This window comes from Mesorhizobium sp. M0437, from assembly GCF_040321335.1.
In the GTDB taxonomy this organism is placed as follows: Bacteria; Pseudomonadota; Alphaproteobacteria; order Rhizobiales; family Rhizobiaceae; genus Mesorhizobium.
On the sequence record NZ_JAMYRK010000028.1, the window covers coordinates 38272 to 64268 of the forward strand.

At 63.5% G+C, this 25997-nt stretch carries 23 protein-coding genes; 20 read left to right on the forward strand and 3 right to left on the reverse strand.

The window, feature by feature from the left end:
• Positions 1-2 precede the first annotated feature (2 nt).
• The 17 genes from murD to NKI72_RS18860 all read left to right on the forward strand — a co-directional run bounded on the left by murD (position 3) and on the right by NKI72_RS18860 (position 20742).
• Complete coding sequence (gene murD, locus NKI72_RS18780) at positions 3-1403, forward strand: UDP-N-acetylmuramoyl-L-alanine--D-glutamate ligase (RefSeq protein ID WP_352831208.1); 1401 nt, start codon at positions 3-5, stop codon at positions 1401-1403.
• Positions 1403-2554, forward strand: a complete 1152-nt coding sequence (ftsW, locus tag NKI72_RS18785; RefSeq protein ID WP_352456168.1) for a putative lipid II flippase FtsW — start codon at positions 1403-1405, stop codon at positions 2552-2554. Before murD ends, ftsW begins: the two co-directional genes overlap by 1 nt.
• Before the next feature lies 1 nt (position 2555).
• Positions 2556-3683: an undecaprenyldiphospho-muramoylpentapeptide beta-N-acetylglucosaminyltransferase gene (murG, locus tag NKI72_RS18790; RefSeq protein WP_352453155.1), complete on the forward strand. Its 1128-nt coding sequence runs from the start codon at positions 2556-2558 to the stop codon at positions 3681-3683.
• Entirely contained in the window at positions 3680-5086 is a 1407-nt protein-coding gene (gene murC / locus NKI72_RS18795; protein ID WP_352471560.1) for a UDP-N-acetylmuramate--L-alanine ligase, read from the forward strand. The genes murG and murC overlap by 4 nt, the downstream gene beginning before the upstream one ends.
• Positions 5083-6048: a UDP-N-acetylmuramate dehydrogenase gene (gene murB / locus NKI72_RS18800; protein WP_352471562.1), complete on the forward strand. Its 966-nt coding sequence runs from the start codon at positions 5083-5085 to the stop codon at positions 6046-6048. Before murC ends, murB begins: the two co-directional genes overlap by 4 nt.
• A 314-nt stretch (positions 6049-6362) precedes the next feature.
• A complete protein-coding gene (locus NKI72_RS18805) occupies positions 6363-7289 on the forward strand; it encodes a D-alanine--D-alanine ligase (protein WP_352850496.1) in 927 nt (308 codons plus the stop codon).
• Complete coding sequence (locus tag NKI72_RS18810) at positions 7277-8218, forward strand: cell division protein FtsQ/DivIB (protein WP_352501059.1); 942 nt, start codon at positions 7277-7279, stop codon at positions 8216-8218. The genes NKI72_RS18805 and NKI72_RS18810 overlap by 13 nt, the downstream gene beginning before the upstream one ends.
• The gene (gene ftsA, locus NKI72_RS18815; protein WP_352471565.1) at positions 8215-9522 is read left to right on the forward strand and encodes a cell division protein FtsA; all 1308 of its coding nucleotides are present in this window, start codon (positions 8215-8217) and stop codon (positions 9520-9522) included. The genes NKI72_RS18810 and ftsA overlap by 4 nt, the downstream gene beginning before the upstream one ends.
• Positions 9523-9590: 68 nt before the next feature.
• Complete coding sequence (gene ftsZ, locus NKI72_RS18820) at positions 9591-11261, forward strand: cell division protein FtsZ (protein ID WP_254818983.1); 1671 nt, start codon at positions 9591-9593, stop codon at positions 11259-11261.
• Positions 11262-11540: 279 nt separating this feature from the next.
• Positions 11541-12488 (forward strand): UDP-3-O-acyl-N-acetylglucosamine deacetylase, encoded by a 948-nt coding sequence (gene lpxC / locus NKI72_RS18825; RefSeq protein ID WP_352850497.1) that lies wholly within the window; start codon positions 11541-11543, stop codon positions 12486-12488.
• Between the two features lie 204 nt (positions 12489-12692).
• Positions 12693-13562: an outer membrane protein assembly factor BamD gene (locus NKI72_RS18830; RefSeq protein WP_352501057.1), complete on the forward strand. Its 870-nt coding sequence runs from the start codon at positions 12693-12695 to the stop codon at positions 13560-13562.
• 13 nt (positions 13563-13575) lie between these two features.
• Positions 13576-15249, forward strand: a complete 1674-nt coding sequence (recN, locus tag NKI72_RS18835) for a DNA repair protein RecN (RefSeq protein ID WP_352850498.1) — start codon at positions 13576-13578, stop codon at positions 15247-15249.
• A 242-nt stretch (positions 15250-15491) separates the two neighbouring features.
• The gene (ligA, locus tag NKI72_RS18840) at positions 15492-17699 is read left to right on the forward strand and encodes an NAD-dependent DNA ligase LigA (protein ID WP_352831206.1); all 2208 of its coding nucleotides are present in this window, start codon (positions 15492-15494) and stop codon (positions 17697-17699) included.
• Positions 17699-18391 carry a DUF2461 domain-containing protein gene (locus tag NKI72_RS18845; protein WP_352831205.1) on the forward strand — a complete coding sequence of 231 codons (693 nt, stop codon included), beginning with the start codon at positions 17699-17701 and terminating at the stop codon, positions 18389-18391. The genes ligA and NKI72_RS18845 overlap by 1 nt, the downstream gene beginning before the upstream one ends.
• A 122-nt stretch (positions 18392-18513) precedes the next feature.
• Positions 18514-19242 (forward strand): AzlC family ABC transporter permease, encoded by a 729-nt coding sequence (locus NKI72_RS18850; protein WP_352501053.1) that lies wholly within the window; start codon positions 18514-18516, stop codon positions 19240-19242.
• On the forward strand, positions 19239-19535 hold the full coding sequence (locus NKI72_RS18855; protein WP_352501052.1) for an AzlD family protein: 297 nt from the start codon (positions 19239-19241) through the stop codon (positions 19533-19535). The genes NKI72_RS18850 and NKI72_RS18855 overlap by 4 nt, the downstream gene beginning before the upstream one ends.
• Before the next feature lie 316 nt (positions 19536-19851).
• Positions 19852-20742, forward strand: coding sequence for a LysR family transcriptional regulator (locus tag NKI72_RS18860; RefSeq protein ID WP_352831203.1), 891 nt, complete (start codon positions 19852-19854; stop codon positions 20740-20742).
• On the opposite strand, the gene NKI72_RS18865 is transcribed toward NKI72_RS18860, so the two are convergent.
• A complete protein-coding gene (locus tag NKI72_RS18865; RefSeq protein ID WP_352767760.1) occupies positions 20732-22576 on the reverse strand; it encodes an aminopeptidase P family protein in 1845 nt (614 codons plus the stop codon). The genes NKI72_RS18860 and NKI72_RS18865 overlap by 11 nt on opposite strands.
• Positions 22577-22776: 200 nt before the next feature.
• On the opposite strand from NKI72_RS18865, the gene NKI72_RS18870 reads away from it, so the two are divergent.
• Positions 22777-22956, forward strand: coding sequence for a hypothetical protein (locus tag NKI72_RS18870; protein WP_352450114.1), 180 nt, complete (start codon positions 22777-22779; stop codon positions 22954-22956).
• Between the two features lie 39 nt (positions 22957-22995).
• Here the strand turns inward: NKI72_RS18870 and NKI72_RS18875 are convergent, their stop codons facing one another.
• Together NKI72_RS18875 and NKI72_RS18880 are read right to left on the reverse strand one after the other, a co-directional pair.
• The gene (locus tag NKI72_RS18875; RefSeq protein WP_352767762.1) at positions 22996-23868 is read right to left on the reverse strand and encodes a 50S ribosomal protein L11 methyltransferase; all 873 of its coding nucleotides are present in this window, start codon (positions 23866-23868) and stop codon (positions 22996-22998) included.
• An 11-nt stretch (positions 23869-23879) separates the two neighbouring features.
• Positions 23880-24458: an SCO family protein gene (locus NKI72_RS18880; protein ID WP_352831201.1), complete on the reverse strand. Its 579-nt coding sequence runs from the start codon at positions 24456-24458 to the stop codon at positions 23880-23882.
• Positions 24459-24662: 204 nt separating this feature from the next.
• Between NKI72_RS18880 and NKI72_RS18885 the strand changes: the two genes are divergently transcribed.
• Both NKI72_RS18885 and NKI72_RS18890 read left to right on the forward strand, forming a co-directional pair.
• The gene (locus NKI72_RS18885) at positions 24663-25151 is read left to right on the forward strand and encodes a CreA family protein (RefSeq protein WP_254818969.1); all 489 of its coding nucleotides are present in this window, start codon (positions 24663-24665) and stop codon (positions 25149-25151) included.
• Positions 25152-25247: 96 nt separating this feature from the next.
• The gene (locus NKI72_RS18890; protein WP_352471576.1) at positions 25248-25889 is read left to right on the forward strand and encodes a DapH/DapD/GlmU-related protein; all 642 of its coding nucleotides are present in this window, start codon (positions 25248-25250) and stop codon (positions 25887-25889) included.
• Positions 25890-25997 lie beyond the last annotated feature (108 nt).

The window sequence follows — 25997 nt, forward strand, 5'->3', positions numbered from 1 at the left end:
GCTTGATCCCCGCCGCATCCTTTTCAGGCAAGCGCGTTTCGCTCTTCGGGCTCGGTGGCTCGGGGATTGCCACGGCGCGCGCGCTGATCGAGGGCGGCGCGGATGTGCTGGCCTGGGACGACAATCCCGACAGCGTCGCCAAGGCCGGCGCGGTCGGCATCACGACAGCGGACCTGCGCGGTGCGGACTGGGCGAGGTTTTCCGCCTTCGTGCTGTCGCCCGGCGTGCCGCTGACGCATCCCAAGCCACACTGGACCGTCGAGTTGGCGCGGGGCTCAGGCGTGGAGATCATCGGCGACATCGAGCTTTTCTGCCGCGAGCGGATGCTGCTGGCACCGGCAGCACCTTTCATTGCCATTACCGGCACCAACGGCAAGTCGACGACCACGGCACTGACGGCGCACATCCTAAAATCGGCTGGGCGCGACACGCAGATGGGCGGGAATATCGGCCGCGCAGTGATGACGCTCGATCCGCCGCAGCCTGAACGGCATTATGTGGTTGAGTGCTCTTCCTACCAGATCGATCTTGCCCCTTCGATCAACCCGACGGCCGGTGTGCTGCTCAACCTGACGCCGGACCATCTCGACCGCCATGGCACGATGCAACACTACGCCTCGATCAAGGAGCGGCTGGTGGCCGGCAGCGAGACGGCAATCATCGGTGTCGACGATTCCTGGTGCGCCCAGATCGCCGATCGGCTGGAGCGGGCCGGCCGGCAGGTCATCCGCATCTCCAAGCGGCTGCCGCTGACCGACGGCTATTTCGCTGACGGCACCAACTTAATGGAAGCCGTGCACGGCCGCTACAGCCGTGTCGCCTTCCTCGAAGGCATCGGCTCGTTGCGCGGCCAGCACAATGCGCAGAACGCGCTGGCCGCCGCCGCCGCCTGCCTCACGGTCGGGCTCGAGCTCGGCGAGATCCAATCCGGACTGGAGAGTTTCCCTGGGCTGGCGCACCGCATGGAGCAGGTCGGCCGCAAAGGGCATGTGCTGTTCGTCAACGATTCCAAGGCGACCAATGCCGATGCCGCTGCACCGGCGCTGTCGAGCTTTGCGCGTATCTACTGGATTGCCGGCGGCCTGCCGAAAGAGGGCGGCATCGAGCCATTACGCGGCTTCTTCCCGCGCATCGCCAAGGCCTATCTGATCGGCGAAGCCGCACCGGCCTTTTCGGCGACGCTGGGCGAAGCGGTGCGCTACGAGATATCAGGCACGTTGGCGGCGGCAGTCGAACACGCCGCCCGCGATGCGGCCAGGGATAGTAGCGGCGAGGCAGTGGTGCTGCTGTCGCCGGCATGCGCCAGTTTCGACCAGTTCAAGAATTTCGAAGTCCGCGGCGAGGCGTTCAGGCAAGCCGCAACCGCCATTGATGGCGTGAAGCCCATCGGAGGGACACGATAATGCAAAGCCGTCTCGACAAAAGCCCTGTGGCGACCTGGTGGTGGACGATCGATCGGTGGTTCCTGGCGGCGTTCCTGTCGCTGATGGGGCTCGGCATCGTTTTGTCTTTCGCCGCAAGCCCGGCGGTGGCCGAGCGCATCGGGCTAGACAGTTTCCACTTCGCGACGCGCCAGATTATCTTCACCATTCCGGCACTTGGGGTGATGCTGGCCGTCTCGTTCCTTGAATCCAGGCAGATCCGGCGCATGGCGCTGGTCATGCTGTGCATCATGCTGTTTTTGATGGTGGCCGTGCTCTATATCGGCGTCGAGGTGAAGGGCGCGCGGCGTTGGGTGTCGCTTGCCGGCCTCTCGATCCAGCCGTCCGAGTTCCTGAAACCGGCCTTCGTCATCATCTGCGCCTGGCTGTTCGCCGAGCACAAGCGCCAGCCGGACATTCCGGGCAATTTGTTCGCCATGTTGCTGCTTGCGCTGGTCATCTCGCTGCTGGTGGCGCAGCCTGACCTTGGGCAGACCATGCTGGTGCTCGGCACCTGGGGGGTGATGTTCTTCATGGCCGGGTTGCCGTGGCTGTGGATCGTCGCGCTGGGTGCTGCCGGCGTCGGCGGCGTGTTCGCTGCCTATGCGGTGTTCCCGCACGTTGCCGGCCGCATCGACCGCTTCATGACCGGCGAGGGCGACACGTTCCAGGTCGACATGGGCCGCGAGGCGCTGATCAATGGCGGCTGGTTCGGCGTCGGGCCGGGCGAGGGTACTGTCAAGCGGGTCATCCCCGACAGCCACGCCGACTTCGTCTTCTCCGTCGCCGGCGAGGAATTCGGGCTGATCATGTGTTTCTTCATCATGTCCATCTTCGGTTTCATCGTGCTGCGCGGTCTCAACACGGCGCTCAGGGAGCAGGACGATTTCACCCGCTACGCGGTTGGCGGCCTGGTCACGGTCTTCGGCCTGCAGTCGGTCATCAACATGGCCGTCAATCTGCAGCTGATGCCGGCCAAGGGCATGACGCTGCCGTTCATCTCCTACGGCGGCTCCTCGCAGATCGCGATCGCCATCTCGATGGGCATGGTGCTGGCGCTGACGCGCAAGCGCCCGGAAAAGCGCAAGCAGCTGGGCTTCATGCCGTCGCCGCGTGCGATGCCGGCGGAGTGAGATGGCGAAGGGGGTCATCCTTCTGGCGGCAGGCGGAACCGGCGGACATCTGTTCCCGGCCGAGGCGCTGGCGCACGAACTGACCGGGCGCGGCTGGGCGGTGCACCTGGCGACGGACGAACGCGCCGAGCGCTTTGCCGGGCAGTTCCCGGCGGCCGCCATCCATCCGATCCAGTCGGCGACGATGGGGTCGAAAAATCCTTTTGCCGTGCTCGCCGCATTTTGGAAAATCTGGCGCGGGGTGCGGCAGGCATCGGCCGTCATCGCCAGCGTCAAGCCCGCCATCGTGGTCGGCTTCGGCGGCTATCCGACGCTGCCGCCGCTCTATGCCGCGACCCGGCGCAAGGTGCCGACGCTGATCCACGAGCAGAACGCTGTGATGGGCCGTGCCAACCGGGCGCTCGCCGGCCGCGTCGACGCTATTGCCGGTGGTTTCCTACCGGAAGACACAAGTGCTACAGGCGTCAAGACGGTGACCACCGGCAATCCGGTCAGGCCGCAAGTGCTGGAAGCGGCGAAGACGCCTTATGCCGCATCGGCCGGTGAAGAGCCGTTCCGATTTCTGGTGTTTGGCGGCAGCCAAGGCGCGCAGTTCTTTTCCGATGCGGTGCCGGCGGCGATCGCCCGGCTTTCCGATGCACAGCGCAGGCGGCTGGCGATCACCCAGCAGGCGCGCGCCGACGATGTGGCGCGGGTGAAAGCGGCCTATGCCACGCTTGACATCGAGGCCGAGGTGTCGCCCTTCTTCACCGACATGGCGGCGCGGCTGGCGGCGGCGCATCTGGTGATGTCGCGCTCCGGCGCATCGACCGTATCGGAAATCGCGGTGATCGGCCGGCCGGCGCTGCTGGTGCCTTATCCGCACGCGCTCGACCACGACCAGGCGGCGAATGCGGCGGCCCTTGCGGCAGCGGGCGGCGCCGAGGTGCATCCGCAATCCACGCTTTCGGCGGAGCGGATCGCCGTGCTTGTCGGCGGGCTGATGGATGATCCAGGCAAGGCGGCGACAATGGCCGCGGCGGCGAAATCGTCCGGAAAACCGGATGCCGCGCGGTTGCTCGCCGATCTGACAGAGGCTATTGCGTCCAGGAAATCCGTTTCGGAATTCAGGAAGGAGACGCACGCATGAAGATGCCACAGACGATCGGCCTCGTGCATTTCATCGGCATTGGCGGCATCGGCATGAGCGGCATCGCCGAGGTGCTGCACAATCTCGGCTACAAGGTGCAGGGATCCGATCAGGCCGACAGCGCCAATGTGCAGCGGCTGCGCGACAAAGGCATCGAATGCTTCGTCGGCCATCAGGCCGAAAACCTCGGCGAGGCCGAAGTGGTCGTCGTCTCCACCGCAATCAAGAAATCCAATCCGGAGCTGAAGGCGGCGAGAGAGAAGTTGCTGCCGATCGTGCGGCGCGCCGAAATGCTGGCCGAACTGATGCGCTTCCGGCAAGCGGTGGCGATCGGCGGCACGCATGGCAAGACGACGACGACTTCGATGGTGGCGACGCTACTCGAAGCCGGCGGGCTCGACCCGACGGTAATCAATGGCGGCATCATCAATGCCTATGGCACCAATGCCCGCATGGGAGACGGCGAATGGATGGTGGTCGAGGCCGACGAGAGCGACGGCACCTTCCTCAAGCTGCCGGCCGAGATTGCCGTCGTCACCAATATCGACCCCGAGCACCTCGACCATTACGGCTCCTTCGACAAAGTGCGCGAAGCGTTTCGTCAGTTCGTCGAGAATGTGCCGTTCTACGGCTTCGGTGTGATGTGCACCGACCATCCCGAGGTGCAGGCGCTGGTCGGCCGCATCGAGGACCGGCGCGTCATCACCTATGGCGAAAATGCGCAGGCCGACGTGCGCTTCACCAATCACCGCATGGACGGCCCGACCTCGGAATTCGACGTGGTGATCCGCGACCGCAAGACGCACGGCCAGATAACGATATCAGGCCTGCGGCTGCCTATGCCCGGGCGCCACAATGTTTCCAATGCGACGGCGGCGATTGCCGTCGCGCATGAGCTCGGCCTTTCGGCTGAGGCAATCAAGAAGGGCCTGTCGTCCTTCGCCGGCGTCAAGCGCCGTTTCACCCATACCGGTTCGTGGAACGGTGTCGATGTGTTCGACGATTACGGCCATCATCCGGTCGAGATCACGGCGGTACTAAAGGCTGCGCGCAGCGCTACCAAGGGTCGCATCATCGCCGTTACCCAACCGCATCGCTTCACCCGGCTGCGCGATCTGTTCGACGAGTTTTCCGTCTGCTTCAACGATGCCGATACGGTAATGGTGGCGCCCGTCTATGCGGCCGGCGAGGAGCCGATCGACGGCGTTACGTCCGACGCACTGGTGTCGCGCATCCGCTCCGGCGGCCATCGCGACGCACGCTACATCGAAGGTCCGGCGGCGATTGCGCCGATTGTGCGCGAGGTGGCGAAGCCGGGCGATTTCGTCGTCTTCCTCGGCGCCGGCAACATCACGCAATGGGCCTATGCGCTGCCCAGGGAACTCGGCGGGACCATCTCATGATGCGCGGCCAGGCGTTGATCGAGAAGCTCGGCGACCGGCTTGCCGGACTGCGCGGCCGCATCATGCCCAATGCCGAGATGGACAAGATCACCTGGTTTCGAGCCGGCGGGCTGGCGGACGCATTGTTCCAGCCGGCCGACGAGGACGATCTTGCCACGTTCCTGAAGGCGGTGCCGGAGGAAATTCCGCTGACCATCGTCGGCGTCGGCTCGAACCTGCTTGTCCGTGACGGCGGCATTGCGGGCTTTGTCATCCGGCTTTCGGCCAAGGGTTTTGCCGAGACCGAAGTGATTGCGCCGACCACGATCAAGGCGGGCGCCGCGACACCCGACAAGCGCCTTGCGGCCGTTGCCTACGAGGCCGGCATCGGTGGCTTTCATTTCTACCACGGCATTCCCGGCGCCATTGGCGGAGCGCTGAGGATGAACGCCGGCGCCAATGGCGTTGAGACGCGCGAGCGCGTGGTCGAGGTGCGGGCACTCGACCGCAAGGGCAATGTTCATACGCTGAGCAATGCCGATATGGGCTATGCCTATCGCCATTCAGCGGCGCCGTCCGGGCTGATCTTCACGTCGGCGCTGCTCGAAGGCATTCCCGAGGACAAGGCGGCGATCAAGGCCGCGATGGATGCTGTCCAGAACCATCGCGAGACCGTGCAGCCGATCCGCGAAAAGACCGGTGGCTCTACCTTCAAGAATCCTGAGGGCACCTCGGCCTGGAAGGAGATCGACAAGGCCGGCTGCCGCGGCCTGATGGTCGGCGGGGCGCAGATGTCGCCGATGCATTGCAACTTCATGATCAACACCGGAACCGCCACGGGCTACGAGCTTGAATATCTCGGTGAGACGGTGCGTGCGCGCGTGCTCGAAAGATCAGGCATCCGGCTGCAGTGGGAGATCAAGCGCATCGGTAATTTTCGGCCGGGCCATGCCGTCCAGGAATTTCTCGGACAGTTGCTTTAGGCAAGCTGACCGCCGTTGCCTTTTGGACTCATGAATTCACATTTTGCTGCCGTTTTTGCGGAAAGTGAATCCATCGGAATCGTAAGCACTTGCCAGCGAATCAACTCTCTGATTCTCTGCCCTGAAGCGTTTCCTGATTTGAGTCGTTTCGACGCGTTACTCGCGTTTCCGTCTGGGGGGCAACCTGCCGGGAGACTCGGACTCAATGTTGCGGAAACACGGGAGCGAAGTTGCTCGGGCGCATTTGAGTGCGCGCGATGCTTTTCGGGGCATGCACGATGGTGCAGGCCTGCTGTGAGAGGAAATGACGGGGAATGACAAGCAAGCATGTGGCCGTCCTTCTGGGGGGATTCTCGTCCGAGCGGCCCGTGTCCCTGTCGTCGGGTAAGGCCTGCGCCGATGCGCTCGAGGGAGAGGGCTACCAGGTCACCCGCGTCGACGTCTCGCGCGATATCGGCTCGGTGCTCAGCGCGCTCAAGCCCGACGTCGTCTTCAACGCACTGCACGGCCCCTTCGGCGAGGACGGCACCATCCAGGGCATCCTCGAGTACCTCGCCATTCCGTACACCCATTCCGGCGTGCTTGCCTCGGCGCTCGCGATGAACAAGGAACAGGCCAAGAAGGTCGCCAAGGCGGGAGGCATTCCGGTGGCGGGATCGAAGGTGGCCAATCGCTTCGCCATCCAGAACAAGCACCCGATGAAGCCGCCCTATGTCGTCAAGCCGGTCAACGAAGGGTCGAGCTTCGGTGTCGTCATCGTCCATGAAGGCCAGTCGCAGCCGCCGCAGATCATCGGCTCGTCCGAGTGGAGATATGGCGATACGGTGATGGTCGAGCGTTATGTGCACGGGCGGGAATTGACCTGCGCGGTGATGGGCGATGTGGCGCTCGGTGTCTGCGAGATCATCCCGACCGGCCATTCCTTCTACGACTATGATTCAAAATACGTCGCGGGCGGATCAAAACACGAATGCCCGGCAAAACTTTCACCGAATATTTACCAAAAAATACAGACACTGACGCTCAAGGCTCACCAAGCTATCGGCTGTCGGGGCGTTTCCCGGTCGGACTTCCGTTATGACGATCGTCACTCCGAAAACGGCGAAATTGTCTGGCTCGAGGTCAACACCCAGCCGGGCATGACGCCGACGTCTTTGGTGCCGGAAATCGCCGCGCAAGCGGGACACTCGTTCGGCGATTTGTTGAGTTGGATGGTGGAGGACGCTTCGTGTCTGCGTTGAAGTGGGGACAGGGCAAAGGGAAGGGCGCGGCCGGGCCGGCGCTGTTCGGCATGCCGTTGTCGTTCGACCATTTCGTGCTGCCGCGCCTGCTCCGCCGGCCGGTGCGTGTGCTGGCGCGCCTCGGCGAAGGCGACTTCGAAGCGCCGCCCTATTGCGCTGCCATGCTGTCGGCGGCACTGCTTGTTTCGAGCAGTGCCTATGGCGCCTATCTCGGCGGATATTCCGACGCCATCGTCCAGAGTGTCACCGCCCGCACCGGCTTTGCCGTCGACCAGGTCAAGGTCGTCGGCAACCGCGAAACGTCCGAGATCGATATTCTCGACAGGCTGGAACTCGACGGCTGGACCTCGCTGATCGGCTTCGATGCCGAAGCGGCGCGCGAACGCATCACCACGCTACCCTGGGTCGAAGCCGCGGCAGTGCGCAAGGTCTACCCGCATACGCTGGAAGTGCGCGTCGAGGAGCGCGAGCCGTTCGCGTTGTGGCAGCAAGGCAGCGCGCTTTCGGTCATCGAGAAATCCGGCACCGTCATTGCGCCGTTCTCCGGCGGCAAGCAGATATTGCTCCCGCTGATCATCGGCACCGGCGCGCCGGCCACAGCGCCGGATTTCCTGGCCAAGATCAAGAATTATCCGGAGCTCGCCGCGCGGATCAAGGGCTACATCCGCATCGGCGAACGGCGCTGGGATCTCAAGCTTGAAAACGGCATCACGATCAAGCTTCCCGAAGACGGTGAGGATCAGGCGATTGCCGACCTGGTCAGGATGGATCACGAGAACGGGCTTTTGACGCGCGACATCGCCGCCGTCGACATGCGCCTTTCCGATCGTCTGGTCGTCCAGTTGACGCCGGAAGCGGCGACACAGCGCCAAGCCGCGCTCGACGAAAAGCCCAAGATGCTGAAGCCCAAGCCGGAGACGAAGATATGAGCTGGCTTGGCGGCAATAGCGATGCCTCGTCGCGCCGGTCCGGCATCCTGACGGTGCTGGATGTCGGGTCCAGCAAGGTCTGCTGCGTGGTGGCCAAACTCAAGCCGCGCGAGGATGGCAAGCTGCTGCGCGGACGCTCGCATCGCGTCCAGGTGATCGGCATCGGCCACCAGAAATCGCAAGGCGTGAAATCCGGCGTCGTCATCGATCTCGACCGTGCCGAGCACGCCATCCGTCTTGCCGTCGACGCCGCCGAACGCATGGCGGGACTGACGGTCGATTCGCTGATCGTCAACATGACTGCCGGCCGGCTGAAGAGCGAGGCTTTTTCGGCCACCATCAATCTCGGCGGCCATGAGGCCGACGAGGCCGACATCAAGCGCGTGCTTGCCGCCGGCGCCAAGCAGGCGTTGCGGGCCGAGCGCGAGGTGATCCATTCGCTTCCCGTAGCCTTTTCGCTGGATGCCGAGCGCGGTGTGCGCGATCCGCGCGGCATGGTTGGCGACCAGCTTGGCGTCGACATGCACGTGCTGACAGGCGACGCAGCGCCCTTGCGCAATCTGGAGCTCTGCATCAACCGCTCGCATCTGTCGGTTGAACGCATGGTGGCGACGCCCTATGCCAGCGGGCTTGCTGCGCTGGTCGACGACGAGCTCGAAATGGGCGCAGCCTGCATCGACATGGGCGGCGGCACGACGACGATCTCGGTGTTTTCGGAAGGCAAGTTCGTCCATGGCGATGCCATCGCGATCGGCGGCAACCACGTCACGCTGGATATGGCCAAGGGCCTGTCGACCTCGCTCGATGCCGCCGAAAGGCTGAAAGTGATGCATGGCTCGGCGCTGCCTGGCAGTGCCGACGACCGCGACCTGGTTTCCATCCATCCGATCGGCGAGGACGGCGAGGTGCCGTTGCAGATACCGCGCTCGGTGATGACGCGCATCATCCGCGCCCGCATCGACGAGACGCTGGAATTGTTGCGCGACCGGCTGAACAAATCCGGCTACGGCAACGCCGTCGGCAAGCGTGTGGTGCTGACCGGCGGTGCCAGCCAGCTTGCCGGCCTGCCAGAAGCAGCACGCCGCATTCTCGGCCGCAATGTGCGCATCGGACGCCCGCTTGGCGTGGCAGGCTTGCCCGAGGCGGCCAAGGGGCCGGCTTTCTCGACCCCGGTCGGACTTCTGATCTATCCACAGATGGCGAGCTTCGAGAGCCGGCCGGCGAAGGGAATTTCCGGTCTTCGGATGACCGGAACAGGCGGAAAACTGCATCGAATGAGTCAGTGGTTGAGAGACAGTTTTTAATTTTGACGGGGACAGCCCCATAGGCGGCCGCGGCGGCGAAGCGGCGGGAAAGGCAAAGGACGGAGACAATGACCATCAATCTGCAGAAGCCGGACATCACCGAGCTCAAGCCGCGCATCACCGTGTTCGGTGTCGGCGGCGGCGGCGGCAATGCCGTCAACAACATGATCACCGCCGGCTTGCGCGGCGTCGAGTTCGTGGTGGCCAACACCGACGCGCAGGCACTGACGATGTCGAAGGCCGAGCGGCTGATCCAGCTCGGCGCGCATGTCACCGAAGGTCTCGGCGCCGGATCGCAGCCTGAAGTCGGGCGCGCGGCGGCGGAGGAATGCATCGACGAGATCATCGATCATCTCTCCAACACGCATATGTGCTTCGTCACTGCCGGCATGGGCGGCGGCACCGGCACCGGGGCGGCTCCCGTCGTTGCCCGCGCTGCCCGCGAAAAGGGTATCCTCACCGTCGGCGTCGTCACCAAGCCGTTCCACTTCGAAGGCCAGCGCCGCATGAAGACGGCCGACATGGGTATCGAGGAACTGCAGAAATGCGTCGATACCCTGATCGTCATTCCCAACCAGAACCTGTTCCGGCTGGCCAATGACAAGACCACCTTCGCCGATGCCTTCGCGATGGCCGACCAGGTGCTCTATTCGGGCGTTGCCTGCATTACCGACCTGATGGTCAAGGAAGGCCTGATCAATCTCGACTTCGCCGACGTCCGCTCGGTCATGCGCGAAATGGGCAAGGCGATGATGGGAACCGGCGAGGCTTCGGGCGAGGGCCGCGCAATGGCCGCGGCGGAAGCCGCCATCGCCAACCCGCTGCTCGACGAGACCTCGATGAAGGGCGCCAAGGGCCTGCTGATCTCGATCACCGGCGGCCGTGACCTGACCCTGTTCGAAGTCGATGAGGCGGCAACCCGCATTCGCGAAGAGGTCGACCAGGACGCCAACATCATTCTGGGCGCCACCTTCGACGAGGAACTCGAAGGCGTCATCCGCGTGTCGGTGGTCGCCACCGGCATCGACAAATCGGCGGCCGAAATCGCTGCCGCGCCGATCGCCATCCGCGCGGCTCCGCCGAAGCCGGTCAGCCGCCCGGCGGCCCAGGTCACGGAAATGCGCCCGGCGCCTGTCCAGCAACCAATCTATGAACCACGTGCTGCCGACCCGGTCGCCGAGGCCATTCAGCTCGCCGAAGCGAATGCGGCAGCGATGGCGCAGGCCCGCCCGGCACCGGTCGCGCATGCGGAAGACTTCCGTCCGCAGAGCAAGATTTTCCAGGCGCCTCCCGCTCAACCGCAGCCAATGATGCAGCCAGCGGTTCAGCAAGCGATGCAGCCCGCTCCGCATCGTGAAATGCCGCAGCCGGTTGCCGCGGCACCCCAGCGCATGCCGCGGGTCGAGGATTTCCCGCCGCAGGTGAAGGCCGAAGTGGAAGCCAAGGCCCGCCCCGCCGACCACGAGAACAGCGGCCCGATGGGGTTGCTCAAGCGCCTGACCAACGGCTTGACCCGCCGCGAAGAGGAGCCTGCAAGACTGCAGCCGGCGCAGCCTCGCGAACCGAAACTGCGCCAGGCGCCGGCGGAAGTGCGCCGCCTAGCCAGCCAGGATCCGCAGCTTTACGCACCGCGCCGCGGCCAGCTGGACGAGCAGGGCCGCCTGACGCCGCAGAGCCGGGCTGTCCAGGAAGACGATCAGTTGGAGATTCCCGCCTTCCTGCGCCGACAAGCCAATTGATCTGTTAACGGTTCGTAACAGTTGTTAACAGGCGAGCAGGAAACTGTTCGCCTGTTAAAATTAAAAGCAATTTCAAAACAAGGACTTATGCGGCAATCCCGCGCTGGAGCGCGGTTACAACGAGTAAGAAACCGTGATTTGGAGTCTCCCTGCGGGACCATTATCTTCGCCACCGACCAAAGTCGGTTTGCTGGGAGTCTCGGGGAAGTGGCCCTGCCTGCCGATCAATCAAGAGCCGCGCCCTCAGGGCAGATGAAGCGGACCTAGGCAGCATGGGCTATGGGGATTGTTTTGCACGACTATCAGACGACACTTAAATCGCGTGCGACGCTGACCGGCATCGGCGTTCACAGTGGCAATCCGGTCACCGTCCATTTCCTGCCGGCGGACGCCGATACGGGTGTCGTCTTCCAGCTTTCGAATGCAAGCGGAAGCCACGAATTTCGCGCGCTCGTTTCCGAGGTCGGTGCCACCGACCTCTGCACGATGCTCGGCGATCCGCAGGGCGAGCACATTGCCACGGTCGAGCATCTGATGGCGACGCTTTTCGGGCTTGGGATCGACAATCTCGTCATCGAAATCGACGGCCATGAGGTGCCTATCCTCGACGGTAGCGCAGTGATGTTCATCGAGGCCATTGACCAGGCAGGCGTCGAAACGCTGCCGGTCAAGCGTCGCTACATCAGGGTGGTCAAGCCGGTTCGCATCGAGAACGGCGCCTGCTGGGCGGAGTTCCGGCCCTATGATGGCACGCGCTTCGAGATCGAGATCGATTTCGAAAGCCCGGCGATCGGGCGCCAGCTTTTTGCATCCGACATGAACGCCGACATTTTCCGGCGTGACGTCGCGCGGGCCCGCACTTTCGGTTTCATGAAGGACGTCGAGCGGCTGTGGGCGGCCGGCTATGCGCTCGGCTCCTCGTTGGAAAACTCCCTGGTGATCGGCGACGACAACCGCGTGATCAATATGGGAGGCCTGCGCTATCCCAACGAGTTCGCGCGCCACAAGACGATGGATGCGATGGGCGACCTGGCGCTCGCCGGTGCCCGGTTCATCGGCTGCTTCCGCTCCTATCGTGGCGGCCACAGGCTGAACGCAGCTGCGCTGCGCCGTCTCTTGTCCGACCGTTCGGCTTTCGAGATCGTTGAGACGACGCGCCGCGAGCGCGGGCGTGCCGCGGAGATGAGCGCCGTCAACGCACCCCTCTATGCGCCCTGGATGATCTGATTCTTAAGGTCTTGCGGCTCCCGTTGCGGTCAAGCTGTGTTGCATGGATGCATCACCGGCCTGCCAAATTACACAGCTTTCCAGGTAGCGCCAAAGCGCCACAAAAATGTGCGATTGGCCGGGGATAGCGTTGCCGGGCAAGGCAATTATGGTTTATGGCTGCTGCCGTCGACTGAAATGACGCCGAAAGGGCGGAATCCAAACATGTTTTTCAAGCGAGTTGGTCAATCGAAGGCGCCGCGGCGGGCTGTTTTCCTGGCGCTTTCGGTGGTCGTTCCATCGCTGTTTCTGTCGGCCTGCATGTCGTCCGAGAAGGACGTCGATCTGTCGACCTATGTCGATCAGACCGAGCCGGCCGACGTGCTCTACAATCAGGGTCTCGCCAATCTGAATGCCGGGCGACTGCAGGAGGCAAGCCGCAAGTTCGATGCCGTCGACCGCCAGCATCCATATTCCGAATTCGCCCGCAAATCGATGGTGATGGGTGCCTTTGCCGACTACCGTCAGGGCAATTACGATGAGGCGATCGGTTCGGCCAAGCGCTACCTGACCCTCTACCCGTCGACCGACGATGCGGCCTATGCCCAATATATTATCGGGCTGAGCTACTACCGCCAGATCAAGGACGTCACCCAGGACCAGAAGGAAGCGCGTCTTACCGCGCAGACGATGCAGGATCTGGTAACGCGCTGGCCGACTTCCGAATATGTCGACGATGCCAAGGAGAAGATCCGCTTCGCCAACGATCAGCTCGCCGGCAAGGAGATGCAGATCGGCCGCTACTATCTCGAGCGCCGCGAATACATCGCGGCCGTTAAACGGTTCCGCAACGTCGTGGAGAACTATTCCAACACACGTCATGTCGAGGAAGCGCTGGCGCGTCTGACCGAGAGCTACTATGCGATGGGGCTGACGTCGGAAGCCCAGACCGCTGCGGCCGTGCTCGGCACCAACTATCCCGACAGCCAGTGGTACAAGGACTCCTACAAGCTCCTGCAGAGTGGTGGGCTCGAGCCGCGCGAGAATGCCGGATCGTGGATCTCCAAGGCCGGGAAGCTGATCACCGGCGCCTGAGCGGCGCGTCACCATGCTCTCCAGACTGTCGATCCGCGATATCGTTCTGATCGAGAAGCTGGACATCGACTTCTCGTCCGGCCTTTCGGTCCTTACCGGCGAAACCGGCGCCGGAAAATCTATCCTGCTCGACGCCTTGTCGCTGGCGCTTGGCGCCCGCGGCGACGCTTCGCTGGTGCGGCATGGCGCGGCACAAGGCCAGATCATCGCCGTGTTCGACGTGCCGCGCAACCACGCGGCTCGCATGTTGCTTGCCGAGAATGCCATCGAGGACGACGGCGAAATCATCCTGCGCCGCGTCCAGACGGCTGACGGCCGCACGCGCGTGTTCGTCAACGACCAGCCGTCCAGCGTGACGCTGATGCGCGACATCGGCCGTGCGCTGGTCGAGATCCACGGCCAGCATGACGAGCGCGCTTTGGTCGATCCCGGCGCCCATCGCGAGTTGCTCGACAGTTTCGGCGGCCATCTCGGCGCTGCTCGGGGAACCGGCGAGGCGTGGCGGCATTGGCGTACCTGCGAGCAGGAATTTTCACGGCACCGGGCCAAAGTCGAAGCAGCTGCCCGTGAGGCCGATTATCTGCGTGCAGCGGTCGCCGAATTGACCAGGCTCGATCCGCAACCTGGCGAAGAGACCGAGCTGGCCGAATTGCGCGCCTTGATGATGCGTGCCGAAAAGATCGCCTCGGAAATCCATGATGCGCAGGATGTGCTCTCGGGTCCGTCCTCGCCCTTGCCGCAACTGGCCAGCCTGCTCAGGCGGCTGCAGCGCAAGGTCACCGAAGCGCCCGGGCTGCTCGAGGATGTCGTCAAGTCGCTCGACGAGGCGATGCTGTCGCTCGACGCGGCGCAGTCGGGCGTCGAAGCAGCACTTCGCGCCACCGAATATGATCCGCAGCGGCTGGAGAAGGCTGAGGAGCGGCTGTTTTCGCTGCGTGCCGCCTCGCGCAAGCACAGCGTCGCCGTCGATGACCTGGCGCAATTGCGTGACACCATGGCTGCCGACCTTGCCGATCTCGACGCCGGCGAAGAGCGCCTGCAGGCGCTGGAGAAACAGGCTGCGGCGGCGCGCCAGGCCTATGACATTGCAGCGGCCCAGCTGTCGTCGCTTCGCCATGCGGCGGCTGTCGGGCTGAGCAAGGCGGTGATGGCCGAACTGCCGGCGCTGAAGCTCGAACGCGCCGAGTTCATCGTCGAGATCGCTAGCGATGCCGAGAGCCGCATGGAAGAAGGCATCGACCAGGTCGAGTTCTGGGTGCGGACCAATCCCGGCACCAGGCCCGGCCCTATGATGAAGGTCGCTTCCGGCGGCGAGCTTTCGCGCTTCCTGCTGGCGTTGAAGGTCGCGCTGGCTGATCGCGGGTCGGCGCCGCCCTTGGTCTTCGACGAAATTGACACCGGCGTCGGCGGCGCGGTTGCCGACGCCATCGGCCAGCGGCTGGCGCGGCTGGCAAAACGCGTGCAGGTGCTTTCGGTCACGCATGCACCGCAAGTGGCGGCGCGCGCGGCGACGCATTTCCTGATCTCCAAATCGGGCGGTGCCGACAGGGTCTCGACCGGCATCGCCGAGATGGACCGGGCGGCACGGCAGGAAGAGATCGCACGCATGCTCGCCGGCGCCACCATCACCGACGAGGCGCGTGCGGCGGCCGAGCGGCTGCTGCGGGAGAACACCGCGGCAGCGTAGAGCTGTTCATCGTTTCACCGAAACGCCGAACCGCTCTACCTCTTTGTTTCTGCGCAGTTCCGGACGGAAAACCGTTTCACACTTTTCCTGGAATTGCTCCAGGCGAGTTCGTTTCCGGCGCTCGTGACCTGAGTCAGGGTATGGCGCCATCCTGCTGTTCAGGAATGATTTTCTGTGTCTGGTCTCTCCCTCATGAGAAAATCCTGTTCTATTGTGTCGCGCCACCGTGGAGGGAGCAGTGCATGGACGAAAAACCAGTCGATTCGCTCAGCGAAAGCGAGGCGGCAAGCGAGTTGAAGCGGTTGGCGCAGGAGATCGCCGAGCACGACCGGCGCTACCATGGCGAGGACGCGCCGATAATCACGGATGCGGAATATGACGCGCTGACCCGGCGCAACCTCGCCATCGAGCAGCAGTTCCCGCATCTTGTGCGCGAGGATTCGCCCTCACGCAGGGTCGGCGCGCCGCCGGCGGAAGGTTTTGCAAAGGTGCGCCACGCGGTGCCGATGCTCAGCCTCGCCAAGGCCTATACCGACCAGGACGTCGCGGACTTCATAGAACGGGGCCGGCGATTCTTTGATCGCGACAAGGAGCTGAACATCGCCTTCACGGCTGAGCCGAAGATCGACGGGCTATCGGCTTCCCTGCGGTATGAAGGCGGTGTGTTCGTGCAGGGCGCAACGCGCGGCGACGGCGTCGTCGGCGAGGACATCACCGCCAATCTCAAGACCATCGCCGATATTCCCAAGACCTTGAAGGGACCGGACTGGCCCGAGGTCATCGAAATACGCGGTGAGGTCTATATGACCTACGCGGAATTCGAGGCGCTGAAGCAGCGTTCGGCGGCGATAGGCGGCCAGGATTACGTCAATCCGCGTAACACGGCGGCCGGATCGCTGCGCCAGAAGGACCCGTCCGTTACCGCCAGCCGCAACCTCAAATTCTTTGCCTACGCCTGGGGCTATACTTCAAAGGATCCAGCTCCGACCCAATACGATTCCGTGCAAAAATTCGCGGAGTGGGGGTTCAAGGTCAGTCCGCTGATGGTCCGGGCAAAGTCGGTCGACGAACTGATCGCGCATTATCACCTTATCGAGGCCCAGCGCTCATCGCTCGGCTACGACATCGACGGCGTCGTCTACAAGGTCGACCAATTGGAGTTGCAGCGCAGATGGGGCTTCGTCACCGGCGAACCACGCTGGGCGATCGCTCATAAATTTCCGGCCGAACAGGCGATGACGACCGTGCTCAGGATCGACATTCAGGTCGGCCGTACCGGTACGCTGGCGCCCGTTGCCCGGCTTGCGCCCGTCACGGTCGGCGGCGTCGTGGTCGAAAATGTCACGCTTCACAACGAAGACTACATCAAGGGTCTGGACAGCAACGGCCAGCCGATCCGCGACGGCAACGACATCCGTATCGGCGACACGGTGGTCATCCAGCGGGCGGGGGACGTCATTCCGCAGATCGTCAGCGTCGTCGTCGACAAGCGTCCGCCAGATGCCGTGCCCTACGAATTCCCGCACAAATGTCCGATCTGCGGCTCACCCGCAACGCGCGAGATCAACGAGAAGACCGGCAAGGAGGATTCCCGCCGACGGTGCACCGGCGAGCTGATCTGCCCCGCGCAGGCCGTGGAAGGATTACGCCACTTTGTGTCGCGCGGCGCCATGGATATCGAAGGCCTGGGCGCTGAAAACATAGACCTGTTCTTCAATGCCGGGTTGGTCAAGACTGCCGCCGATATCTTCACCCTCCGGGACCGCCGTCCCGCCGTCACCAAGGCGCTGGCGGAGCGACGGGAGGAGCAGGCCAGGCAGCGTGAGGCCGCATCGGGCAAAACGCGCAAGAATGTACGCAGCGTCGAGGAACGCAACTATGACGGCCTCGACAAGCTCTTCGCTGCCATCGACGCCCGCCGCGAACCCGAACTCGATCGCTTCATCTTTGCGCTGGGCATCCGCCATATCGGCGAAACGACGGCCGCTGTGCTCGCCCGAACCTTCTCGACGATCGAGGAGTTGATCCGCATTGGCAAGGAGACAGCAGCAGCAGCCGATCCACACACCGTTTTTCCTTCAATCAACGGCATCGGCGATACCGTGATAGGCGCGCTTCGCGATTTCTTCGGCAATGAACGCAACGACGCCGTGCTTGAAGCGCTGCTCACACAGATCCACCCGAAGCCATACATTGTGAACGTCTCAGCCGATAGTGCGGTCGCCGGCAAGACAATCGTGTTTACAGGCACGCTGGAAAAGATGACGCGCCCCGAGGCCAAGGCGATGGCTGAACGTCTCGGCGCGAAGGTCGCCGGCTCTGTTTCCGCGAAGACCGATCTCCTGGTGGCAGGCCCGGGCGCCGGTTCCAAGCTGAAGGACGCGACCAAATTCGGCATCGAGGTGATCGACGAGGACACCTGGCTGCAGCGGATTGGCAAGGGCGGGTGATGGCGGCTGCGTTCAATGGATTTGGGCAAAAGGCCATTCCCTTCCTCAAGGCGCTGGATTTTCATCAGAGCCGGGAGTGGTTTTTGGAAAACCGCGATCTTTTTGAGCGCGACCTGCGCGATCCCTTCGGCGATCTGGTCGAGACGCTCTCCGAGCGCTTCACGGCATTGGGGCTCGGCCTGCGCGGCGACCGCAAGAAATCGCTGTTCCGGATTAATCGCGACGTGCGTTTTGCCAAGGACAAACGGCCTTACAACCAGCATTTGTCGGCGATCCTTTCGCCCGACGGCACCAAGATGGAACAGGGCGTGTTTTACGTCCATATCGGGCTCGATCGCTGCTTTGCTGCCGTCGCCTGGTGGCAGCCCGGACCGGACCTATTGCTGGCGCTGCGCAACGCGATCGCGAAGCGGCCCGCTGAATTCCGCACCCTCGTCGCGGCGCTGAAGAAGAATGGTCTCGAGCTCGACCCGGACGGCTGCATGAAGCGCACGCCGCGCGGCTTCGAGCATATCGCCGAGCCCGATCTCGCTACCGCGATCCGCAACCGGCATTTTGCCGTCCGGCACGCGATCGAGCCGGCGGATATCTACGGAGCTGGATTGGTCGACGAACTCGTCGACTTCGTCATGCTGGCAAAACCGCTGCTTGACTGGGGCAGGGCGATCGAAGGCAAGGCTTCGCCGCGCTAGGCTCGGAAGCGAGCTTGCCGCGACGCTTCAGCCATCATTTCCGCTGATCGTTTGCCTCAAGCAAATTGGTGTGACAAGCCGGGCCGCTCTCTCTACATACGGCCGTTCCCAAGGAGCGATCGATGTCGGCGGAAGCAATCTCCGAAAACGGAGCGAAAAGCGATTTCTGGGACGGCGTGCGGCTCAGCATGCCCGTCGTGGTGGCGTCGGCGCCGTTTGCGTTGCTGTTCGGAGCGCTCGCAGTCGACAACGGGTTTTCCGTGCTCGAAGCGTTCCTGATGAGCGCAACGGTGTTCGGCGGCGCCAGCCAGATGGTCGGCATCGAGCTGTTCGGCCAGCATGTCGCGCCGTGGCTGATCGTGCTGTCGATCTTCGCCGTGAATTTTCGCCATGTGCTCTATTCGGCTGGCATCGGCCGGCGCATTGCGCATTGGCCGCTGGTGCAGCAGGCGATAGGCTATTTTGTGCTGACCGATCCGCAGTTCGCGGTGGCCGAGCGCAAGGCGGAGGCCGGCGAGACCGTCGGGTTCACCTGGTATATGGGCCTTGGGCTGCCGGTCTATGTGTTCTGGGTCATCGAAAGCGCGCTCGGCGCGATGTTCGGCAAGCTTATTCCCGACACCCATGCGTTGGGCATCGATTTCCTGCTGCCGATCTATTTTCTCGGCCTGGTCATGAGCTTCCGCAAGCGGCCGCTGTGGCTGCCGGTGGTCGTCGCCAGCGCTGCCGCCTCCATTATTGCATACAAAACGGTCGGCTCGCCCTGGCATGTCTCCATAGGTGCGCTGGCGGGCGTGCTGCTCGCCGTCATCCTGCCGCCCCGCCACAGCGGCGTGGGGGCACGGCCATGAGCACGACCTTGTGGATCATCATCGCCGCTTCGATCGCGACCTATCTGACCCGCATCGGCGGTCATCTGGTGATCTCCCGCTTCGATCATATCCATCCGCGCGTCGAAGCCGGGCTCAGCGCCGTTCCGGCGGCGGTGCTGACGACGCTGGTGGCGCCGGCGGCCGTGAGTGCCGGGCCGGCGGAATGGGCAGCCTTGATCGTCGCCGGCCTGGTCTCGCTGCGTGGCGGCCTGATGGCGATGTTCCTGGCGGGTGCTGCCGTGCTGATCCTCGCCCGGCAGCTCGTCGGCTGATCGACTTTTGCCTTGGCGGCGAGAGCACACATGCGCTTTACCGCAGCGACTATTGCCGCGCCGACCCGCGACAGGCTCAGCCGGACCGCCTCCGATCTCTCCTGGTGGGCGCGACGCACGGCGTCGGTATAGAGCGCTTCGTGCTGCTTCGGCGTCAATGCGCTTAGATCGGTCGGCTGGATGCCGAAGGGCTTACGCGACATTTCCATCTCCCCTGGTTTGCCGTGTTGAGCGGCAGCTACACCGGCGATTTACGGGAAAGGCATAATCAGTTAAAATGAATAATTAAGATCGTTATGTTCTCCAGGAGAGATGTATGGATTTGGCCGATCTGCGCATCTTCCGCACGGTGGTGCGCGAGGGCGGAATCACCAAGGCGGCGGAAAAACTGTTTCGCGTGCAGTCGAACGTGACCACACGCATCCGGCAGCTCGAGGAGGATCTCGGCGTGCAGCTGTTTATCCGGGAGGGCAAGCGCCTGCACGTATCGCCGGCCGGTCACAAATTGGTCGGCTATGCGGATCGGCTGCTGGCGCTTGCGGAGGAGGCGCGAATAGCGATGCTCGATCCACGCCCGCGCGGCACGCTTCGCCTAGGTGCCATGGAGAGCACGGCCGCGGCACGGCTTCCTTGTCTGCTCGCCGATTATCACGCACGTTATCCCGAAGTGGAAATCCAGTTGCGCACCGGCAATCCGCAGGTTCTCGCGACCGCCATGCTTGCCGGCGAACTCGATGCAGCCTTCGCCGCCGAGCCGATCGCCGACGTTCCGTTCGAAAAGCTGCCGGCATTCCATGAGCAGCTGGTCATTGTCTCGGCGGCATCGCGCGTTTCGGTCGAAGACCACCTGGACATGCCCAAAACCATGATAGCCTTCGAGCACGGCTGCCCGCACCGCAAGCGGCTGGAACAATGGTACGCGCGTAGAGGGTTCATGGCCGAGAAAACCATCGAGCTTGGTTCATACCATGCCATCCTTGGTTGCGTGGTGGCTGGCATGGGCATAGCGCTGATGCCGAAAAGCGTGCTTTCGGGTTTTCCGGAAAGCCGCTGGCTAAAGCTGCACGAACTGCCCGCTGACGAAGACAATGCCGTCACGGTGTTGTTCTGGCGCAAGGGAGCCGGTTCTCCCAACGTCACCGCTTTGCAGGCACTGCTTGCGGAGCAAAGCCTGTCAACCGGCGTTGCCGCCGCGGCTATTGCTTGAAGTCGTGCGGCAGCGGCGCGGTTGCCTTTTCCAGCCAGGCCAGCGTTTCGCCGTCGAGCATCGGTCCGATCTCGGCCAGTACGCGCGCATGGTATTCGTCAAGCCAATGCAACTCGTCGCGGGTTAAAAGGTCCGATCGGACCAGCCGCTTGTCGATCGGCGCCAGCGTCAGTGTCTCGAAGCCGTGCATGGCGATGTCGCCGCCCTCGATTGCCTCGGCCGGTGTCACCAGAATCAAGTTCTCGATGCGGATGCCGTAGGAACCTTCCTTGTAATAGCCGGGCTCGTTGGAGACGATCATGCCGGCCAGCAGCTTTTCGGTGCCGGTCTTGGCGATACGCTGCGGGCCCTCGTGCACGGCAAGATAGGAGCCGACACCGTGCCCGGTGCCATGGGCGAAATCGCAGCCGTGTCTCCATAGCGCCAGGCGCGCCACTGCATCGATTTCGGAGCCGCGCGTGCCCTGGGGGAAGCGCAGCATGGAGATGCCGATCATGCCTTTCAGCACCAGCGTGAAGCGCTCGCGCATCTCCTCGGTTGGCGCGCCAATCGGAACCGTGCGGGTGATGTCGGTGGTGCCGTCCTGGTACTGCCCGCCGGAATCGAGCAGGAACAGCTCGCCATCCCCCAGCTTGCGATTGGTGGCGCGGGAGACGCGGTAGTGCATGATGGCGCCGTTAGGACCAGCGCCGGAGATGGTATCGAACGATACGTCGCGCAGCGGCATCTGCGTTTCTTCGCCGGTCTGACGGCGCGTCTCCTCAAGCCTGGTGACAACGGCGATTTCGTCGAGCGTGCCGGGCTTCTGGCGGTCGAGCCAGCACAGCAGCTTGGCGACCGCGGCGCCGTCGCGGCGATGTGCGGCGCGTGCGCCGGTGATCTCAGCTTTGTTCTTTGTTGCGCGTGGAATGCGGGCCGGATCGGGCACGGCAATGACGGTGCCGCCATTATCCTCGACCAGCATCCTGAGCTTGTCCGCCGCTAGAACCGGGTCCAGCGCGATTTTTGCGCCGCCCTTGGCCCGGGTGACGATTGCCGTTTCGAATTCACCTGGGTCGTGCAATTCGGCGAGCTGCGTCAGGTAGGCCGCGACGGTGCGCGAAAACTTGCGCTGATCCATGAAAAGCAGATGCGAGCCGTCGGCGGCGAGCACGGCAAAGCCGAGCGCCAGCGGTGTGTGCGGTACGTCGCCGCCACGGATGTCGAACGCCCAGGCAATGGAGGAGGGGTCGGTCAGCACGGCATGGGTGGCGCCGTCCTTCTCGATGGCCGCTGCCAGCCGCACCAGCTTGTCCTTGGCCAGTTCGCCGGCAAAGCCGATCGGGTGGATCTCGACCGGCGCCAGTGGCGGCCCGGGCTGGTCCTGCCAGATGGCGTCGATTGGATTTTGTTCGAGCGGCTCCAAAGTCGCGCCGGACTTCTCGGCCGAGGCCTTCAGCGCCTTGACGTCACTGATCGTATGGAGCCACGGATCGAAGCCCAACCGCACGCCCTTGCCGAGATTATCCTTGATCCAGTTGGCCGGCGGGTTGTCGACAAGGCTCTCGATCGAAAAGATGTCGAGGTCGACCTCCTGGCGCACCTGCAGCGTGTAGCGCCCGTCGACAAACATGACGGCGCGCTCGCCAAGCACAATGGCGACGCCGGCCGAGCCGCTGAAGCCGGTCAGCCATTTCAGCCGTGCCGAGCGGTCGGCGACATATTCGCCCTGGTGCTCGTCGGCACGGGGCACGATGAAGCCATCCAGCCCGTTCGCCGCCAACCATTGGCGCAGCATTGCCACGCGCGGCTTGCCAACGGCCGGATCGCCGGCGGAATCGAAGGTCTGGAACATGTCGGCTCTCCTCGAATGCTGGCGCGACCGTAGCGCATGACTTCGAAAATCGGAATCGATTTTCGGACCGATCATTCCCGGTTGCTGCGTGTCTCTTTGCGCATGGACGCCATGCAGAATCGACGATTTCAAAAAGCGTCAGCGGAGCTTACCTTCTTAATGTGGAGGAAAAGTCCTGTTGCCCTGCAAAGGAGACCGTCATGTCCACGATTTCACCTAGACGCGGATTTTTCAAAAACGCTGTGAAAGCGCTGATCGAAGCTCGCCAGCGCGAAGCGAGCCGGTATGTAAGCGGCGTTCTGCTTGGCTTTGACGACGAAACGCTGAAAGCTCACGGCTACGATCGCGAACAGCTGAAGAAAGCGGCGAACTCGCGCTAAGTCCGAGCGGATTCCGGCTTGCGTTGAAGGCGTCGCGCCTCAGCGCTTGAGGTGAATCGTCACCCAGCCCTCGCGGTGCAAGGTGCGGACGTGCCGGAATTTCTGGCCGACATAGGCCGCGATTACCGCATCGCGCTGGCGCTCGAGGATGCCCGACAAAACAATCGAGCCACCGAGCGCGATATGCTCCGCCATTTGCGGCGCCAGGCGCATCAGCGGCCGCGCCAATATGTTGGCGACGATCAAGTCGAAGGGCGCGCGCGCGGCAAAGATCGGGTGGTGGAATCCGGGCGCCGTCACTGTTTCGACGAGCCCCTTGACGTGGTTCAGCCGCGCATTGGCGGCGGCCACCTTGACGGCGACCGGGTCGATGTCGGTCGCCAGCACCGGTATATGCGCGAGCCTGGCCACTGCGATCGCGAGCACCGCGCTGCCGGTGCCAAGGTCGAGCGCGTTGCGCGGATGCTCGCGCCGTACGACCTGCTCCAGCATTTCGAGGCAGCCGGCGGTGGTGCCGTGATGGCCGGTGCCGAAAGCAAGGCCGGCCTCGATCTCTATGGCGATTTCGCCGCTGTGGCGCTTCCTGCGGTCATGCGCGCCATGGACGAAGAAGCGCCCGGCCCGCACCGGCTTCAATCCCTCCAGCGAGCGCGCCACCCAGTCGATGTCGGGCAGCGTTTCGCGCGCTATAGGCTTCGACAGCGACAGTCCGGCAAGTACATCCCTGAGCCGCGCCTCGACCGCATCGACGTCGTCGCCGGCATAGAGCGACACTTCGTGGATGTCGCGGTCCTCGTCGACCTCGAGCACTGCAATCGGCAGGCCCTCATCGTCGAACGCCGCACCGAGCGCCGCGAAGATGCGATCAGCCTCGATCTTGCCCGCGGTGAAATACAAACGCGTCTGCGTCATTACCGGATGTGTCAACCTTCCGCCGCCAGCCGTTTGAGCTTGGCGATGGCGGCGTCCGGGCTTTCGCCATAGGCAATAGTGCCGGCGAAATCGCCCTTGGCATTGAGCAGCAGCACCGAAGCGGTGTGGTCCATCGTGTAGTCGCCGTCGTTCGTGTCGACTTTCTTCCAGTAGATGCCGAAGGACTTGGCCATGGCGTGGACCTTATCCGGATCGCCTGATATGCCGAGGATGCGATCGGAGAAATTGCTGACATAGGTGTTCATGATTTCCGGCGTATCGCGCTCCGGGTCGACCGTAACGAAATAGGCACGCAGGTTCTTGCCGTCGTCGCCCATCGTCTTCAGCCAGCCGGCCAACTCGAAAAGCGTGGTCGGGCAGACTTCCGGACAGTGCGTGAAGCCGAAGAAGACCACGCTGGGGTGGCCGCGAAACGCGGCTTCGGTGACCGGCGCGCCCTTCTGGTCGACCAGCGTGAACGGTGCTCCGAACGGCTCGCCGCTATAATGTCCGCGGTACCAGTCGAAGGTGAGCCAGCCGATGCCAGCGGCCATCAGGACGAGAATACCGACCAGAATTGAACGCATCATCAGTGAAGTCCGTCGTTATTTCCATCGGGCGCCGGGTTGGCGCCGTGAAGGCCCTGGCTTGGCGAACACTCTTAGCGGTTCGGTCGCGCCGACGCAAAGATGTCGCGTTGCCGCAACCGGCAATCCTGTGGGAGGCGATCTGCTTGCAAAGCGCTGCCGTTCGTCCCACCTGAGGTCGGCAAATTCGAACCGCAGGAGGCCTCTTTGCGAAAACTGATTGGCGGTGCGTTAGCCGCATGCCTGGTCATTGGCGCCGGCGCGGCCGCCGCCGAGGAAGTCGGCAAGGTCGGCGTCGATTGGCTCGGCAACGATATCATCGTCGAGGCGATCAAGGATCCGAAGGTCGAGGGCGTGACCTGCCACGTCTCCTATTTCGACCGTGGCATGATCGACCGCCTGCAGAAAGGCAACTGGTTCGAGGACCCGTCCGATTCCTCGATCTCCTGCCGCCAGACCGGGCCGATCACCATTGGCGACATCGACATGAGCGAGGCCGGCGAGGAGGTGTTCAAGCAAGGCATCAGCCTGATCTGGAAAAAGCAGGTGGTGAACCGCATCTACGACAAGGCCAACGAGACGCTGATCTACCTGTCGCATTCGCGCCAGGTGCAGGATGGCTCGGCAAAAATGTCGGTCACCACCGTGCCGCTCTACGGCCAGAACGTGGTGTGGACCAGCGGCAAGCCGAAATAGAGACTGAAGGTGCTACGGGGTCCTTGGCGCGTCCAAACGGATGCGCGGCGCTGCACTCGGCTTGCGAGACTATGCGCGCGGGCGTAAAGCGCCCGCATGGACCGTCCTGAACACCTTGTCCTAAAAGATCCCGAGCCGCGCATCCATCCGACGGCGGAGCTGAAGGCGTGCAAGCTTGGACGTTATGCGTCGATCGGCGAGCGCGTCATCCTGCGCGAGGTGATGGTCGGCGACTTTTCCTACTTCGAGCGCCACGCCGAGGCGATCTATACGACGATCGGCAAATTCTGCTCGATCGCCGCCAACAGCCGCATCAATGCGCTGGAGCATCCGGTCGAGCGGCTGACGCAGCACAAAATCAGCTATCGGCCCAACGAGTACTTCCGCTGGCTGGGTGTCGATCAGGCATTCCGCGACCGGCGGCGGGCGAGAGCCGTCAGCATCGGCCACGATGTCTGGATCGGCCATGGCGCCGTGATCATGCCGGGCGTGGCGATCGGCAATGGCGCGATCGTCGGTGCCAACTCGGTGGTGACGCGCGACGTGCCGGCCTATGCAATCGTCGCCGGCGTTCCGGCCACGCCATTGCGGCAGCGCTTCAGCGCGGGAACTGCGGCCCGGATCGAACGTCTTGCCTGGTGGGACTGGCCGGTCGAGAAACTGGCCAGGGCAGTCCCCGACATGCAGGCCTTGCCCATCGAGGCTTTCCTCGACCGCTGGGAAAACGGCGCCCCCTGACTTCGGGGCGTATCTGCAAGCGGTCCGACGGCCTGCGCGATCTGCTCCTCCAACAATGTACCCGCGATCTTCCGCCACGAGGGAACCAGGAGCGGCTGCCAACTGTTT